Origin of the sequence: Streptomyces sp. CA-135486 (assembly GCF_050936555.1) — a bacterium.
Lineage (GTDB): Bacteria > Actinomycetota > Actinomycetes > Streptomycetales > Streptomycetaceae > Streptomyces.
Genome location: NZ_JBNJMM010000001.1, coordinates 2,510,561 through 2,525,353, shown reverse-complemented (window position 1 = coordinate 2,525,353; position 14,793 = coordinate 2,510,561). Strand labels below are relative to the sequence as shown.

Annotated in this window: 16 protein-coding genes; 9 read left to right on the top strand and 7 right to left on the bottom strand. The window is 70.3% G+C overall.

All coding sequences use genetic code 11. The annotated features are described in order from the left end of the window. Positions 1 to 45 precede the first annotated feature (45 nt). The gene (locus ACQEVG_RS11450; protein WP_432980898.1) at positions 46 to 555 is read left to right on the top strand and encodes a gluconokinase; all 510 of its coding nucleotides are present in this window, start codon (positions 46 to 48) and stop codon (positions 553 to 555) included. Positions 556 to 656: 101 nt separating this feature from the next. Here the strand turns inward: ACQEVG_RS11450 and ACQEVG_RS11445 are convergent, their stop codons facing one another. The 3 genes from ACQEVG_RS11445 to ACQEVG_RS11435 form a co-directional block, all read right to left on the bottom strand. Beyond that, a complete protein-coding gene (locus ACQEVG_RS11445) occupies positions 657 to 1,319 on the bottom strand; it encodes a cytochrome b/b6 domain-containing protein (protein ID WP_432980895.1) in 663 nt (220 codons plus the stop codon). After that, positions 1,261 to 1,926: a molybdopterin-dependent oxidoreductase gene (locus tag ACQEVG_RS11440; RefSeq protein WP_432985273.1), complete on the bottom strand. Its 666-nt coding sequence runs from the start codon at positions 1,924 to 1,926 to the stop codon at positions 1,261 to 1,263. Before ACQEVG_RS11440 ends, ACQEVG_RS11445 begins: the two co-directional genes overlap by 59 nt. A gap of 217 nt (positions 1,927 to 2,143) precedes the next feature. Next, a complete protein-coding gene (locus tag ACQEVG_RS11435) occupies positions 2,144 to 3,799 on the bottom strand; it encodes an FAD-binding dehydrogenase (protein WP_432980892.1) in 1,656 nt (551 codons plus the stop codon). Positions 3,800 to 3,964: 165 nt separating this feature from the next. Between ACQEVG_RS11435 and ACQEVG_RS11430 the strand changes: the two genes are divergently transcribed. From ACQEVG_RS11430 to ACQEVG_RS11420, 3 genes are read left to right on the top strand one after another with little or no spacing between them, the layout of a single operon-like run. Continuing rightward, entirely contained in the window at positions 3,965 to 4,474 is a 510-nt protein-coding gene (locus tag ACQEVG_RS11430) for an NUDIX hydrolase (protein ID WP_432980889.1), read from the top strand. A gap of 53 nt (positions 4,475 to 4,527) precedes the next feature. Beyond that, the gene (locus ACQEVG_RS11425; protein ID WP_432980886.1) at positions 4,528 to 4,926 is read left to right on the top strand and encodes a YidH family protein; all 399 of its coding nucleotides are present in this window, start codon (positions 4,528 to 4,530) and stop codon (positions 4,924 to 4,926) included. Next, positions 4,923 to 5,240 carry a DUF202 domain-containing protein gene (locus ACQEVG_RS11420; RefSeq protein WP_432980883.1) on the top strand — a complete coding sequence of 106 codons (318 nt, stop codon included), beginning with the start codon at positions 4,923 to 4,925 and terminating at the stop codon, positions 5,238 to 5,240. The genes ACQEVG_RS11425 and ACQEVG_RS11420 overlap by 4 nt, the downstream gene beginning before the upstream one ends. A 2-nt stretch (positions 5,241 to 5,242) precedes the next feature. On the opposite strand, the gene ACQEVG_RS11415 is transcribed toward ACQEVG_RS11420, so the two are convergent. Continuing rightward, on the bottom strand, positions 5,243 to 6,178 hold the full coding sequence (locus ACQEVG_RS11415; RefSeq protein WP_432980880.1) for an NADP-dependent oxidoreductase: 936 nt from the start codon (positions 6,176 to 6,178) through the stop codon (positions 5,243 to 5,245). Positions 6,179 to 6,275: 97 nt separating this feature from the next. Between ACQEVG_RS11415 and ACQEVG_RS11410 the strand changes: the two genes are divergently transcribed. The 4 genes from ACQEVG_RS11410 to ACQEVG_RS11395 all read left to right on the top strand — a co-directional run bounded on the left by ACQEVG_RS11410 (position 6,276) and on the right by ACQEVG_RS11395 (position 10,046). Next, positions 6,276 to 6,572, top strand: a complete 297-nt coding sequence (locus tag ACQEVG_RS11410) for a hypothetical protein (RefSeq protein WP_432980877.1) — start codon at positions 6,276 to 6,278, stop codon at positions 6,570 to 6,572. An 81-nt stretch (positions 6,573 to 6,653) separates the two neighbouring features. Then, positions 6,654 to 7,568, top strand: a complete 915-nt coding sequence (locus ACQEVG_RS11405) for an MBL fold metallo-hydrolase (protein WP_432980874.1) — start codon at positions 6,654 to 6,656, stop codon at positions 7,566 to 7,568. Positions 7,569 to 7,800: 232 nt separating this feature from the next. Beyond that, on the top strand, positions 7,801 to 8,823 hold the full coding sequence (locus ACQEVG_RS11400; protein ID WP_432980871.1) for a phosphotransferase family protein: 1,023 nt from the start codon (positions 7,801 to 7,803) through the stop codon (positions 8,821 to 8,823). Positions 8,824 to 8,831: 8 nt separating this feature from the next. Beyond that, a complete protein-coding gene (locus ACQEVG_RS11395; protein WP_432980868.1) occupies positions 8,832 to 10,046 on the top strand; it encodes an acyl-CoA dehydrogenase family protein in 1,215 nt (404 codons plus the stop codon). Positions 10,047 to 10,277: 231 nt separating this feature from the next. Here ACQEVG_RS11395 and ACQEVG_RS11390 read toward each other — a convergent pair whose 3' ends face one another. The 3 genes from ACQEVG_RS11390 to ACQEVG_RS11380 are packed head-to-tail and all read right to left on the bottom strand — an operon-like array spanning position 10,278 to position 13,319. Further along, complete coding sequence (locus ACQEVG_RS11390) at positions 10,278 to 10,871, bottom strand: TetR/AcrR family transcriptional regulator (protein ID WP_432980865.1); 594 nt, start codon at positions 10,869 to 10,871, stop codon at positions 10,278 to 10,280. Positions 10,872 to 10,905: 34 nt separating this feature from the next. Then, complete coding sequence (locus tag ACQEVG_RS11385) at positions 10,906 to 12,558, bottom strand: AMP-binding protein (RefSeq protein WP_432980862.1); 1,653 nt, start codon at positions 12,556 to 12,558, stop codon at positions 10,906 to 10,908. Then, entirely contained in the window at positions 12,555 to 13,319 is a 765-nt protein-coding gene (locus ACQEVG_RS11380) for an SDR family oxidoreductase (protein ID WP_432980859.1), read from the bottom strand. Before ACQEVG_RS11380 ends, ACQEVG_RS11385 begins: the two co-directional genes overlap by 4 nt. 181 nt (positions 13,320 to 13,500) lie before the next feature. Here ACQEVG_RS11380 and ACQEVG_RS11375 point away from each other — a divergent pair, with 181 nt between their 5' ends. Next, complete coding sequence (locus ACQEVG_RS11375; protein ID WP_432980856.1) at positions 13,501 to 14,766, top strand: exo-beta-N-acetylmuramidase NamZ family protein; 1,266 nt, start codon at positions 13,501 to 13,503, stop codon at positions 14,764 to 14,766. Positions 14,767 to 14,793: the final 27 nt, after the last annotated feature.

Here is a 14,793-nt window from a genome sequence, read left to right as displayed (position 1 = left end):
TTTCAGTAGCGCGACGGACCGATGTCGAGGAAGACGAGGCACGTAATGAGCACCCCCCACGTCGTTGTGGTGATGGGAGTGGCAGGCACCGGGAAGACCACGATCGGTCCCCGCCTCGCCGCCGCACTGGGAGTCCCGTACGCCGAGGGCGACGACTTCCACCCGCCGGCGAACATCGCCAAGATGTCCGCCGGAATCCCCCTCGACGACGCTGACCGGTGGCCGTGGCTCGACGTCATAGGGCAGTGGGCGAACAGCAGGGCGGGCCTGGGCGGAGTGGTCTCCAGTTCCGCGCTCAAGCGGGTCTACCGGGACCGGCTGCGGGCCGCCGCACCGGATGTCGTCTTCCTCCACCTCACCGGCGACCGCGCGCTCATCGAGCGGCGGATGGCGGAGCGCAAGGGGCACTTCATGCCCACCGCGCTGCTCGACTCACAGTTCGCCACCCTGCAGCCGCTGGGGGACGACGAGGCGGGCGTCGCCGTCGATGTGTCCGGCTCCCCCGAAGAAATCACCGAACGGGCCGTAGCCGCGCTGCGCCGGCTCGACCAGTAAAGGGTCGGTGATGGAGACGATCATCTCGATGGTCGGCATCGGCTTCGTGCTGCCGCTGTCACTCGTCCTTCAGGCGGTCTTCTCGTCGTCCAGTCGTCCTTCTAGTCGTCCTTCAGCCACAGCGGGTGCTCCCGCTTCGCCCACGGACGCTCGACCGAACCGGTACGCATACCCCTTCGTGCCTCCGGGTCGGCGAGCGCCATTCCGATGTGCCCGGCGAGCACGATGCCGATGGACAGCGCGAGCCAGTCATGTACGAAGGTGGCGCCGTTGCGCCATACCAGCGGCGTCAGATGGGTGAACCACATCAGCAGGCCGGTCGCCAGCATCACCAGCACCGCGCCCGCGATCCAGGCCGAATAGACCTTCTGCCCGGCATTGAACTTGCCCGCCGGACGGGACTCGGGCCGGCGATCACGCCGCCGCGCCGCCCGCAGCCACTTCCTGTCGTGCGGCCCGAAGCGGTTCAGCGTGCGCAGATCGGCCCGGAAGGCGGGCGAGGCAAGACCGAGCAGGAAGGGCACGGGCAGCAGGATTCCGGCCCACTCGTGGACGGTGACCACGAGATAGCGGCGGCCGACGAGCTCGGCGATCTGCGGTACGTACAGAGCCGCTGCGGTCGCCACACACAGCAGCATCAGCACAGCGGTGGTGCGGTGCACCCAGCGCTCGGCGCGGCTGAACCGCTTGACGCGCGCGGGCAGTTCAGACGGTGGGGGTGTCGCTGCGGCCGTTGGACCGGCCGACCCAGGCGTCGACGTCATAGCCCCGCTCCTCCCAGTAGCCGGGCCGGACATCAGGGGTGACGGTGATCCCGGAGAGCCACTTCGCCGACTTGTAGAAGTACATCGGCGCGACATAGAGCCGGACCGGGCCGCCATGGGAGTGGCTGACCGGCTTGTCCTGCATCTGCAGACAGACCAGCACATCGTCGCGGCGCGCCTGCGGCAGGGTGAGGCTCTCGCTGTATGTGCCGTCGAAGCAGCTGAAGCGGATCGCCTTGGCCTCGGGGCGCACGCCGGCGGCGTCCAGCAGCAGCGACAGCTTGACGCCCGCGAAGGCGGTCTCGGGGACGCGCCAGCCGGTGACGCACTGCACGTCGCGCACGACCCGGGTCTGTGGCAGCTTGCGCAGCGCGTCGAGGGTGTACGTCGCCGGCCGGTCGACCAGGCCGTCGACGGTCAGCCGGTAGTTCTGCTCGCTCTTGTGCGGTACGGAGGCGGCGACGGAGTAGTAGCGGAAACCACCGCCGTTGGGCAGCAGCCCGGTCAGGCCGGTGGGGTCCTTGTCCGAGGCCGCGCCGAGGAAGGCTTCGAGCCCGCGCTGCAGATACGGCGCCGCGGCGATTCCGCCGGCGCCGAGTCCGAGCATGCCGAGCACCAAGCGGCGGCCGACCGGGGCGCCCTCGGTGTCGGAATGGTGTGTGGTCACCCTTCGATTCGAACACCACGGAAGCCTGTACGCCAGGAAAGTCGGCGGCACGTCAGACTTCCGTCACACTCGGCTTGGCCGACGCCTCCCCACTGGGGCTGCGCCCCAGTTACGGGAAGGGGCGGGTTGGGGAACAGTCCCGCCGCAGGCGACAGCGCTAGCGCACCGCGTGCGCCGCCGCGCGCCCCGCCGCCCGCCCCGAGAACAGACAGCCCCCCAGGAACGTGCCCTCCAGCGACCGGTAACCGTGCACACCCCCGCCGCCGAACCCCGCCGCCTCCCCTGCCGCATACAGGCCCGGCAGCGGCTCGCCGCCCGCCGTGAGCACTCGGGAGGACAGGTCCGTCTCCAGCCCGCCGAGCGACTTGCGGGTGAGGATGTTCAGCCGTACGGCGATGAGCGGACCCGCCTTCGGGTCGAGAATGCGGTGCGGCGCAGCCGTACGTATCAGCTTGTCGCCCAGATACTTGCGCGCCCCGCGAATCGCCGTGACCTGGAGGTCCTTGGTGAACGGGTTCCTGATCTCCCGGTCCCGTGCGGTGATCTCGCGCCGCAGCTCCGCCTCGTCGATCAGCGGCTCCTTGGTCAGCGCGTTCATGCCCCGTACGAGAGCGGAGAGATCCTTCTCGACGACGAAGTCCACCCCGCGGTCCATGAACGCCTTCACGGGACCCGGCACATCCGCCCTCGCGCGCCCGATGACATCGCGGATCGACTTCCCCGTCAGATCGGGGTTCTGCTCGGAGCCCGAGAGTGCGAACTCCTTCCCGATGATCTTCTGGTCGAGGACGAACCAGGTGTAGTCGTAGCCGGACTTCATGATGTGCTCGAGCGTTCCGAGCGTGTCGAAGCCGGGGAAGAGCGGCACCGGCAGCCGCTTGCCGCGCGCGTCCAGCCAGAGCGACGAGGGTCCGGGCAGGATGCGGATGCCGTGCCTGGCCCAGATCGGGTTCCAGTTCTCGATGCCCTCGGTGTAGTGCCACATCCGGTCGCGGTTGATGTGGCTCGCGCCCGCGCGCTCCGCGATGCCGAGCATCAGTCCGTCGACGTGCGCGGGGACGCCGGAGAGCATCTTCTCCGGCGGGGTACCGAGCCGGTCGGGCCACTGGGCGCGCACGAGGTCGTGGTTGCCGCCGATGCCGCCGGAGGTGACGATCACCGCCTGGGCCCGGAACTCGAAGGCTCCGGCGACCTCGCGGCTGCTCGCGGTGCCGCGCTCGGCGTCGGAGGGTTCGAGGACCTCGCCGCTGACCGTGTCCAGCGAGCCCGCGCTGCTGCTCAGCCCGGTCACCCGGTGGCGGAACTTCAGCTCGACGAGGCCGCGTGCAACGCCTTCTCGGACCCGGCGTTCGAAGGGGGCGACGATTCCCGGTCCTGTCCCCCAGGTGATGTGGAAGCGGGGTACGGAGTTGCCGTGCCCCGTGGCGTCGTAGCCGCCGCGCTCGGCCCAGCCCACGACCGGGAAGAACCGCACACCCTGGGCATGCAGCCAGGCCCGCTTCTCGCCGGATGCGAAGTCGACGTACGCCTCGGCCCACTCGCGCGGCCGGCGGTCCTCGTCGCGGTCGAAGCCCGCGGTGCCGAGCCAGTCCTGGAGCGCGAGTTCCCGGCTGTCCTTGATCCGCATCCGGCGCTGCTCGGGCGAGTCGACGAAGAACAGTCCGCCGAAGGACCAGTGCGCCTGCCCGCCGATCGACTGCTCCGGCTCCTGGTCGAGCAGGATGACCTTGCGCCCGGCGTCGACGAGTTCCGCGGTGGCCACGAGGCCCGCGATCCCTGCCCCGATCACGATCACATCAGCGTCGTACGCCATGAGGTTCCATCCTTGTCGGGCCTCGTGCCCCGTGCTCCGTGCCTGGGCTCGGGTCTCGGGTCTCGGGTATCGGGTGTCGGCGGCGAGTGCGGTGGTCCGATCTTCGGTACGCGCGAGTAACTAGTCAACAGTCAGATCTGTCCTTGTCGGTGATTGGATTGGGCCATGACTCCCGCCGAGGAAATCCTGGACATCGTCGACGAGAACGACGAGGTGATCGGCCAGGCCCCGCGCGGCGAGGCGTACGCGCGGGGCATGCGCCACCGCTGTGTGTTCATCCAGGCCAGGGACGCGCGGGGCCAGATCTTTGTGCACCGCAGGACGGCGACGAAGCTGGTCTTCCCTTCGCTGTACGACATGTTCGTGGGCGGTGTCGTCGGCGCGGGCGAAAGCTACGACGCCGCGGCGCTGCGCGAGGCCGAGGAGGAGCTGGGGGTCTTTGGACTCCCCCGGCCCCTGCCGCTGTTCAAGTTCCTCTACGAGAGCGGCGAGCAGACCTGGTGGTCGGCCGTGTACGAGGTGCGCTGCGAGCTGCCGGTGAACCCTCAGGCGGAGGAGGTCGCGTGGCACGCCTTCCTCCCGGAGGAGGAGCTGGAGCAGCGGCTCGGCGAGTGGCAGTGGGTGCCGGACGGGCTTGAGGCGTACGAGCGGCTGCGGGCGTTCCGCGCGGCCTGAGTTCCCGCGGCCCGCGGCCCGAGTCCGACAAGTCCGCAGGTAGGGTGTGACGCGTGAGCGACTTCGGACAGAGCCTGCGGCTGTGGTTCGCGCCCCAGCGGGTGCGGGAGGAGGGCGAGACCCCCGACTACCGGTTCTCGCTCGCCAACGAGCGGACCTTTCTCGCCTGGCTGCGTACGGCGCTCGCGCTCATCGGCGGCGGGTTCGCTGTCGATCAGTTTCTGCCGGAACTGGCGTGGGGCCTGCGGGCGGGGATGGCGCTCGGGCTGCTCGCCGCGGGAGTGCTCTGCGCGCTGCGGGCGGTCACTCACTGGGCGCGGTGCGAACGGGCGATGCGGCGCGGCGAGGATCTGCCCGTGTCCCGCTTCCCCACACTGCTCAGCCTTGTGGTCGCCGTCGTCGCCGTGGCCATGGTGGTGGTCGTGCTCTTCGGCTGGGAGGGCGGCCGTTGAGCGGCGCGCGCGAACGGGATCCGGGGCTGCAGCCCGAGCGGACCCGGCTGGCGTGGCGCCGGACCACGCTGGCATTCACCGTGGCGGCGGTGCTCGCCGCCCGGCAGGTGGCCGGGGGCGGTCTGAGCACGGCCGGGTTCGTGGCGGTGGCATGCAGTGCGCTGGTGTGGCTGGGCTTTCTGCGGGTGGCCCACCGCCGGGTACACGCCCTGGGCGGCCGCCCCACCCCGCGTACGCTGCCGGAGCCTGCGGCACTGGCGGCGGTGGCGTGCACGATCGCCCTGGCCGGTTTCGCGGTAGCGATGATCGTCTGAGCTCAGTCGGCCCAGTCGACCGTCACCACGATCTTGCCGCGGGTGCGGCCCTCCGCGTTCAGGGCGTGGGCGTCGGCCGTCTTCTCCAGGGGGAAGGTTCTGTCCACATGGACGGTGACCACGCCCTGCTCGGCGAGCTCGCCCAGCGCCGCCAGGTCCGCCGCGTCCGGCCGCACCCAGTAGTAGTGGCCACCGAGGCTGAGGACCTCGCGGTCGGCGATCGAGGCGAGGCGGCCCTCGGAGGCGAGTACCTCGACCGAGGCGCTGAGCGCGTCCCCGCCGATCGTGTCGAAGACCGCGTCGACGCCGTCGGGCGCCAGCGCACGCACCCGGTCGGCGAGCCCTTCCCCGTACGTCACCGGTTCCGCGCCCAGCTCGCGCAGATGCTCGTGGTTGCGTTCGCTCGCCGTGCCGATGACCCGCGCGCCCGCGTGCTTGGCGAGCTGTACGGCGAGCGAGCCGACCCCGCCCGCGGCGGCGTGGACGAGGACCGTGTCCCCTCCTCGCACCTTCAGCACGTGGTTCAGCACCTGGTACGCGGTGAGGCCGGCCAGCGGCAGCCCGGCCGCCTGCTCGAAGCTCAGGTTCAGCGGCTTGCGGGCGAGCGTGCGCAGCGGCGCGGCGACGTACTCGGCGAAGGTGCCGCGGCAGAGCATGTCCTCGCGTACGTATCCCATCACCTCGTCGCCGACGGCGAACTCGGTGACGGCGATGCCTGGTTGGACGACCACGCCGGAGACGTCCCAGCCCGGAACGACCGGGAAGACGGCCTCGAAGAGGCTGTCGACGTACCCCTCGCGGGCCTTCCAGTCGACCGGGTTGACGGCCGCCGCGCGCACCTTGACCAGAACGGAGTCGGGACCGACCTTGGGCTCGGGGCGCTCCCCGTACTCCAGGACCTCCGGGCCGCCGTAGCGGCTGTAGCTGATCGCCTTCATGATCCGACCCTCGTGCGTGGCACGCGCTCGCGCAAGCCGGGACGGGTCTAATCTGGAAGCCTCAGAACGTAGCAAATCGCATCAAAGGTGAAGCGTCATGGCCGTACTCCATCACGAGCACCCCGCGCACGAGCACACCCACGGTCCGGCCTGCGGACATCCCGAGGTCCCGCACGGTGACCACGTCGACTACGCGCACGACGGTCACTTCCACAAGGAGCACTCGGGGCACTGGGACGAGTGCGAGCCGGGCGAGCACATCTCGCACAGCGGTCATGCACACGATCACGGCCCCGGCTGCGGTCACCCGGCCGTGCGGCACGGCGACCACCTCGACTATGTCCACGACAGACACCGTCACGCCCAGCACGACGGGCACTGGGACGACCACTGACCACAGACCCCGGCTTCCCCCGCGCCACGGCCAACTGACAGTCTTTACTGACCGGTTCGGCCTTGACTCAGGGGATTTCAATTGTCTGCCACGGATCCGTACACCGTCCAGCTCGCGCCAGAAGTGCATGCCTACGTCCAGCCGGACGGCGGCTGGTGTCTGAACAACGCGGGGTTCATCAGCGACGGGGAGTCGACCCTGCTCGTCGACACCGCCGCCACCGAGCGGCGGACGCTCGCCCTGCGTGAGGCACTGCTGGCGACCGGCGCCCCGCTGCCGCGCACGCTGGTCAATACGCACCACCACGGCGACCACACCTACGGCAACGGCGTCTTCACTCCGGACGCCGTGGTGATCGGCCACGACTCCTGCCGCGGCGAGCAGCTCGCGGCGGGCCATCAGCTCCATCTCGTATGGCCGGGGACCGACTTCGGCGCCATCGAGATCACCGCCCCGACCGTGACGTACAACGACCGGCTGACCGTGCATGTCGGGGACCTCGAGGTACGGCTCATCCACCCCGGCGGAGCGGCGCACACCCTCGGAGACACGATCGTGCATCTGCCGCAGCAGCGGGTGGTCTTCACCGGGGACCTGATCTTCCAGGGCGGCACACCGTTCATCCCGGTCGGCTCGCTCAGCGGGTCACTGCGGGCCCTGGACGTACTGCGCTCGCTCGACGCCACGACCGTGGTGCCGGGTCATGGCCCGATCACCGACCCCTCCGCGTACGACGCGACGGAGCGCTATCTGCGGTATGTGGCCGAGCTGGCACAGGAGGGGCACGCCAAGGGGCGCACCCCGCTGGAGACCGCGCGCGAGGCCGATCTCGGAGTCTTCGCCGAGCTGCGGGAGAGCGAGCGGCTGGTGGCCAATCTGCACCGGGCGTACGCGGAGCTGGACGGGCGGCCCGAAGGCTCACCGCTCGACGTGGCCGCCGTGTTCGGCGACATGGCCGTGATGAACGGCGGCGTTCCGGTCGCCTGCCACGCCTGAGCCGCACCCGCGCCGCACCCGAGGCACGCCCTGGGCACGCCCGCACCGCGCCCGGGGCCACGCCCGAGGTCTGTCTGAGCCGGCCGGCCGACGTACTCATATGTGACCAACACCCACCAATGTGTCACTGGCCAGTGATCCTGACCTGGGTTCAGTGAGCGCACTGGACTACATACCGACTGGTCGGTCATGATGAGCGAGACCCGTTCAGCCGCCCTCGGAGGTGCCAACAATGAGCTCAGTCCCCCCGCCAGGCCTCGATCCCGAGCAGCTGCGCGGTTACCTGGACCGCGAGCGCCCAGGCCTGGTGAGCGGACCGCTCAGCGCCCGGCTGATCCAGGGCGGCCGCTCCAATCTCACGTACTCCGTCACCGACGGCACCGGCAACTGGGTCGTCCGCCGGCCCCCGCTCGGGCATGTACTGGCCACCGCGCACGACATGAAGCGTGAGCACCGGGTGATCAGCGCGCTGCATCCGACCGCCGTCCCGGTGCCCGCGCCGGTGGTGCTGTGCGAGGACGACTCGGTGATCGGGTCGCAGTTCTACGTCATGGAGTTCGTGGACGGCACTCCGTACCGGACGGCCGAGGAGCTGGCCGCGATCGGCCCCGAGCGCACCAGGGAAACGGTCCTCGGCCTGGTCGACACCCTGGTCGAACTGCACGCCGTGGACCCCGAGTCCGTGGGTCTCGGCGACTTCGGGCGGCCCGAGGGCTTCCTCGACCGGCAGCTGCGCCGCTGGGGCAAGCAGCTGGACGCCTCCCGCAACCGCGAGCTGGCCGGCATCGACGAGCTGCATGCCGCGCTCGGCCGCGCACTGCCCGATTCGCCCGCGCCCTCCGTCATCCACGGCGACTACCGCCTGGACAACGTGCTGGTCGGCCCGGACGACCGGATCAAGGCGATCCTCGACTGGGAGATGTCGACGCTCGGCGATCCGCTGACCGACCTCGGGCTGCTGGTGATGTACAGCGTCGAGCTGGAGCTGCCCAACTCCCCCGTCAGCACCACCGCGGGGGCCGCGGGCCACCCGGAGGTGGCCGAGCTGGTCGAGCGGTATGCCGCCCGCTCCGGCCGGGACACCTCCGCCATCTCCTGGTACACAGCCTTCGCCTGGTTCAAGCTCGCCGTGATCCTCGAGGGTATCCACTACCGCTACACCCTCGGCCAGACCGTCGGCGCCGGCTTCGACCGGATCGGCGATCTCGTGCCCCTCTTCATCGAGCACGGCCTCACCACCCTCCAGGAAGGCTGAGTACTCCCATGGACTTCGCATTCGACGCGCGCACCGAGGAACTGCGGGCCAAGCTCCTCGCCTTCATGGACGAGCATGTCTACCCGTCCGAGGCGATCGAGCACGAGCAGCGCGCCCAGCTGGCCTCGCCGTGGGACACCCCGGTGATCTTCGACGAGCTCAAGGCCGAGGCGCGCAAGCAGGGCCTGTGGAATCTCTTCCTGCCCGACGCGGAGCACGGGGCCGGACTGACCAATCTGCAGTACGCGCCGCTCGCCGAAATCACCGGTCGCAGCCCGCACCTGGCCCCGACCGCGCTGAACTGCGCCGCGCCCGACACCGGGAACATGGAGGTGCTCACGCAGTTCGGCAACGAGCAGCAGAAGAAGCAGTGGCTGGAGCCGCTGCTGGCCGGGGAGATCCGGTCCGCGTTCGCCATGACCGAGCCCGAGGTCGCCTCGTCCGACGCGACGAACATCCAGACGCGGATCGACCGCGACGGCGACGACTACGTCATCAACGGCCGCAAGTGGTACATCTCCGGGGCGATGAACCCCGACTGCAAGATCTTCATCGTGATGGGCAAGACGGACCCGGACGGGACCGACATACGCCGCCAGCAGTCGATGGTCCTCGTGCCGCGCGACACCCCGGGCCTGGAGGTCCGGCGCGCCATGCAGGTGTACGGCTACGAGGACCACGCGCACGGCGGCCATGCCGAGGTCGTCTTCGACAACGTACGGGTGCCGGTGTCGAATCTGATCGGCGAGGAGGGCGGCGGCTTCGCCATCGCCCAGGCGCGCCTCGGCCCGGGCCGTATCCACCACTGCATGCGGCTGATCGGCATGGCCGAGCGGGCCATCGAGCTGATGTGCAAGCGGGCCGTGTCCCGTACGGCCTTCGGCAAGGCGATCGCCCAGCAGGGTGTCGTACAGAACTGGATCGCGGACGCCCGGGTCACGGTCGAACAGCTGCGGCTGCTGGTGCTGAAGACGGCCTGGCTGATGGACACGGTGGGCAACCGCGGGGCGCACACCGAGATCCAGGCGATCAAGATCGCGACTCCGAGGGCGGTCGTCGACATCCTCGACAAGGCGATTCAGGTGCACGGCGCGGGCGGGGTCAGCCAGGACTTCCCGCTGGCGGAACTGTGGTCGGCGGCGCGGACGTTGAAGCTGGCGGACGGGCCGGACGAGGTGCATCAGCGGTCGCTGGCGCGGCGTGAGCTGAAGCAGTACATGTAGCTGCGGCGGGGTGGGCGGCTGAGGGGCTTGTTCCCCTCCCCGCCCCTTCCCGCAACTGGGGGCAAGCCCCCAGCCCGGTATGCGACCTTCGGCCGCATGCGCCTCAATCGCCGGCGGGGCTCAATATGAGCCCCGCCGGCGATTGAGGCGTGGGCGTCCCCCACGCCCGCCAGGGCGTAGGGGGAGGTTCGGGGCGGAGCCCCGAGGATTTGGGGGCGGCCCCGGTTCGGGCTACGGGCGGAGCGCCCTGAGCAGCATGTCCGCGAGGTGGTCCGCCACCTGTTGCGGGGTGAGCGGGCCGTCCGGGCGGTACCACGTCGACAGATGGTGGACCGAGCCGAAGTGGTAGTCCACCACCAGGTCCGCCGGCGTGGCCGAGGAGAACACCCCGCTCTGCTGACCCTCTTCGACCAGCGCACGGAAACGCTCGTGGTAGCGCCGGCGCTCGACGCGCACCTGCTTGTGCTTCTCCGGGCTCAGATGGTGCATGGAGCGGAAGAAGATCGCGGCGTCGTCGAGGTTGTCGATCGTGGTCACCACGACATCCGCCGCCGCGCCCCGCAGCCGCTTCTCCACCGGCTCGTCGGCGCCCGCGAAGGCGTCGAGCCGCTCCTGCTGGAGCCGCAGCACGCGTGAATAGACCTCCTGCAGCAGGTCTTCCTTGGAGCCGAAGTAGTGGTACAGCGCTCCCTTGGTGACGCCGGCCGCCTCGACGATCTCCTGCACCGAGGTGCGGTCGTAGCCGCGCTCGGCGAAGAGCCGGGTGGCAGCGGCCAGCAGCCTCTGCGGAACGGGGGTGCCGTCCCCGTCCGTCGTCCTGGCCATGTGCCGCCACCCGCCTCTCGTCAATTCCTTGGATCTAACCGGGGAAACGCAGTTCCCGCCTGAGGATCTTCCCACTTGTCGTCTTCGGCAGCTCTGGCAGGATCTCGACTTCGCGGGGGTATTTGTATGCCGCGAGTCGATCCGCACAGTACGCCGAGATCTCGGCCGGTTCGGCGGCAACCCCCGGGCGCAGACTCACGAACGCCTTGACCGACTCGCCGCGGTAGGCGTCGGGGATGCCGACCACGGCCGCCTCGCGCACCGCCGGGTGCGTGTACAGGACGTCCTCGACCTCGCGCGGCCAGACCTTGAAGCCGGACGCATTGATCATGTCCTTCTTGCGGTCGACGACGTAGAGCCAGCCGTCCGCGTCCATGAAGCCGATGTCGCCGGTGCGCAGCTCGCCGTCCGGAAAGGCCTCGGCACTCGCTTCGGGCAGCCGCCAGTAGCCGGGGACCACCGAGGGGCCGCTGACGGCAATCTCGCCGTGCTCTCCGAAGGGCACGTCCTGGCCCTTCTCGTCGACGATCCGCACGAGCGTGTCCGGCCCGGGCAGGCCGACGGAGAGGGTACCGGACGCGGGATCGACCGGGGCCTCCTTCTCCGGCGGCACGGAGGCGCAGGGCGCCGTGCACTCGGTGAGTCCGTAGCCGTTGTGGAGGTAGGGGCCGAAGCCCGTACGGAACTTCTCGACCAGTGCGGGCGGCACCGGGGCCCCGCCCGAGGAGATCACCTGGAACGAGGCGAAGTGCTCGCGGGTCGCCGCGGGGTGCGCGGCGAGCGCCATGAAGGCGGTGGAGGGCCCGACGGTGTACGCGGGCCGGTGCTCGGCGAAGGCGTCGAGGACGACTCCCGCCTCGAAGCGGTAGGCGAGGGCGAGGGTGCCCGCGTTGGCGAAGCAAGCGGCGAGCTCGCAGACCATGCCGGTGATGTGGAACAGCGGCGCGAGCGCGAAGTAACAGGCGCCCTCGGGCAGCGGGTGGCCGGTGCGCTGGCGCTCGGCGTTGTGGACGATGCCGCGGTGCAGGTTCATGGCGCCCTTGGGGGTGCCGGACGTGCCGGAGGTGTAGCTGATCAACGCCACGTCGTCGGGGGTCAGTTCACGCCCCTCGGGCGCGCGCAGCCCCAGTTTGGCCACGCTCACCAGGTCATGGGTGTCCTCCGGGCGAGGCTGCCGCTCGAAGCCGAGGACGCGGGCGTCGTTGCGGCTCTGGAGGTCCAGTTCGCAGGCGGTGAGGGCGAGGCGTACGGGCGATTCGGCGGCGCTGTCGCGCAGATACGACTCCCATGCCCGGTCCGAGCAGATGAGCACGGTGACATCGGCGTCCTTGAGTACGTGCCCGACCTCGGCCGACTTGTACATCGGGTTGAGCGGGACGACGGTGGCCCCGGCCTTCCAGGCGGCCAGCAGCGCGATCACGAAGTGCGGGGTGTTCTGCAGCATGATCGCGACGCGGTCTCCGCGCACCACCCCGCGGGCCGCGAGATGGCCCGCGACGGAGTCGGAGAGCTCGTCGGTCTCGCGGTAGCTCAGCCGCCCGTCGAAGTACGCGAGGGCGGTGTGCTCGGGGGCGCGGGCGACGGCTGCCCGGAAGGAGTGCACCACGCTCGGGGGCGGTGTGATCGGGTCCCGCTGGGCATCGGTGAGCTGCGTGAGCCAGGGCTTGGCGGCGTAGATCGAGGTCACTGGCCGGCCCCTTCCCACTTCTGCTGGATGTGGTTCATGCCGTCCAGCCAGCGCTCGGGGGTTGCGGCGCGGGCCTGGTAGTAATCGGCGACCTCGGGGTGCGGGAGGATCTGGAAGCGGTCGGCCTCGATGCCCTCGAACAGCGCGTCGGCGACGTCCTCGGGGTCGATGGCGGTGGGGGCGAGTACGAGTTCGCCCGCCGATCCGGCCGCGGTGAGCATGTCCGTACGCACTCCCTGCGGGCAGATGGCGTGCACCTTGAGGCCGCGGTGGCGGTAGGTGAGCGAGAGCCACTCGGCGAAGGCGTACGCGCCGTGCTTGCTGACGCTGTACGGGGCCGCGCCGACCATGGTGAGCAGTCCGGCCGCGGAGACGGTGGAGACGAAGCGGCCGCTGCCGCGCTCCAGCCAGTCGGGCAGCAGCGTGCGTACCGCGCGGACGTGCGCCATGACGTTGACGTCCCAGGCGGCCGCCCAGACCTTCTCGTCGGCGAAGGCGTCGCCGGGCGAGGCGAGGCCGGCGTTGGCGCAGTAGACGTCGACGGTTCCGCCCAGTGCGTCGCGGGCGGCTTCCACGATCTCGGAGGCGTCGCCGGGCACGGCGGTGGCCCCAATCTCGGCAGCGATCGACTTGGCCTTGACCGGGTCGATGTCGTTGACCACGACGCGGGCGCCCTGCGCCGCGAACCGGCGGGCCAGTGCGGCGCCGATGCCGCCTCCCGCGCCCGTGACCACAACCCCAGCGCCCTGCACCGTACTCATCAAGATCCGCCTCTCCGCGTGCCGTCCCGTCCGAGCAGACTAACCAGTCGGTATGTAACTGCGGAAGGGGGCGGAGGCCGCGAGGGCCGGGTGTGCGAACGCGCCGTCTCAATCGTTCCGCCCACCCGCCGTGCACGCTAGCGTGCGTGGCCATGACAGACAGCGATCACGGAGGTACCCGATGAGCCTGTCCAGACGGGGTTTATTGGCCGCCGGTGGCGCGGTGGGCGCACTGGCCGCGACCGGATCCACCGCGACCGCCGCACCGGTTTCCGCGCCGATCGGCGCCCATCCGGGCCGCCGCCGGGTCCGCACCGGCTTCGACCGGCTGGCCGCCGACGGCTACGCCTCCCTGTCGGGGCAGCGGGTCGGTGTGGTCACCAACCCGACCGGGATCACCCCGGACGTGCACCACATCGTCGACGTCATGCACGCCGACGACCGGGTGAACCTGGTTGCCGTCTTCGGCCCCGAGCACGGCTTCCGCGGCACGGCCCAGGCGGGCGGCTCCGAGGGCCGCTACGACGACCCGGCGACCGGGCTGCCCGTCTACGACACGTTCGGCAAGAGCGGACAGCCGCTCGCCGACATCTTCACCGCATCGGGCGTGGACACGGTCGTCTTCGACATCCAGGACGCCGGCGCGCGCTTCTACACCTACATCTGGACGCTCTACGACTGTATGCAGGCGGCCGCGCTCGTGGGCAAGCGCTTCGTGGTGCTCGACCGGCCGAACCCGGTGACGGGCCGGGCCGCCCTCGGTCCCGTGCTCGACAAGGCCTTCGCGACCTTCGTGGGCCGCGAGCCGATCTCGCAGGCGCACGGCATGACCGTGACCGAGCTGGCGGGGCTGTTCAACGGCGAGTTCCTGGCAAGGCCGGTGGAGCTGGAGACCGTACGGATGTCGGGCTGGCGCCGGTCGTACTTCTTCGACGGGACCGGGCTGCCCTGGGTGCCGCCGAGCCCCAATATGCCGACGCCGGACACCGCGCTGGTGTACTCGGGCACCTGTCTCTTCGAGGGCACCAATCTGTCGGAGGGGCGTGGCACGACCCGCCCGTTCGAACTCCTCGGCGCGGAGGGCATCGACCGGCGCTGGGCCGAGGCCGCGAACACGCTCGAACTGCCGGGCGTCCGCTTCCGCGAGGCGTACTTCGCGCCGACCTTCTCCAAGTACCAGGGCAGGACGATCGGCGGAGTCCAACTGCACGTCCACGACCGGGATTCGTACGACCCGGTGCGCACCGGGATCGGTCTGCTGGTGACCGCGAAGCGGGTGTGGAGCGGCTTCGCCTGGCGCCCGGACAACTGGATCGACAAGCTGACGGGGTCGGCGAAGGTGCGGACGATGATCGACGCGGGGGCGGGTACGGACGAGGTGGTGGGGGCCTGGCGGGGTGAGCTGGCGGCGTTCAGGTCCATGCGGAAGAGGTATCTGCGGTACTGAGGGCAGCCCGCCCCCCTCGTACGACGC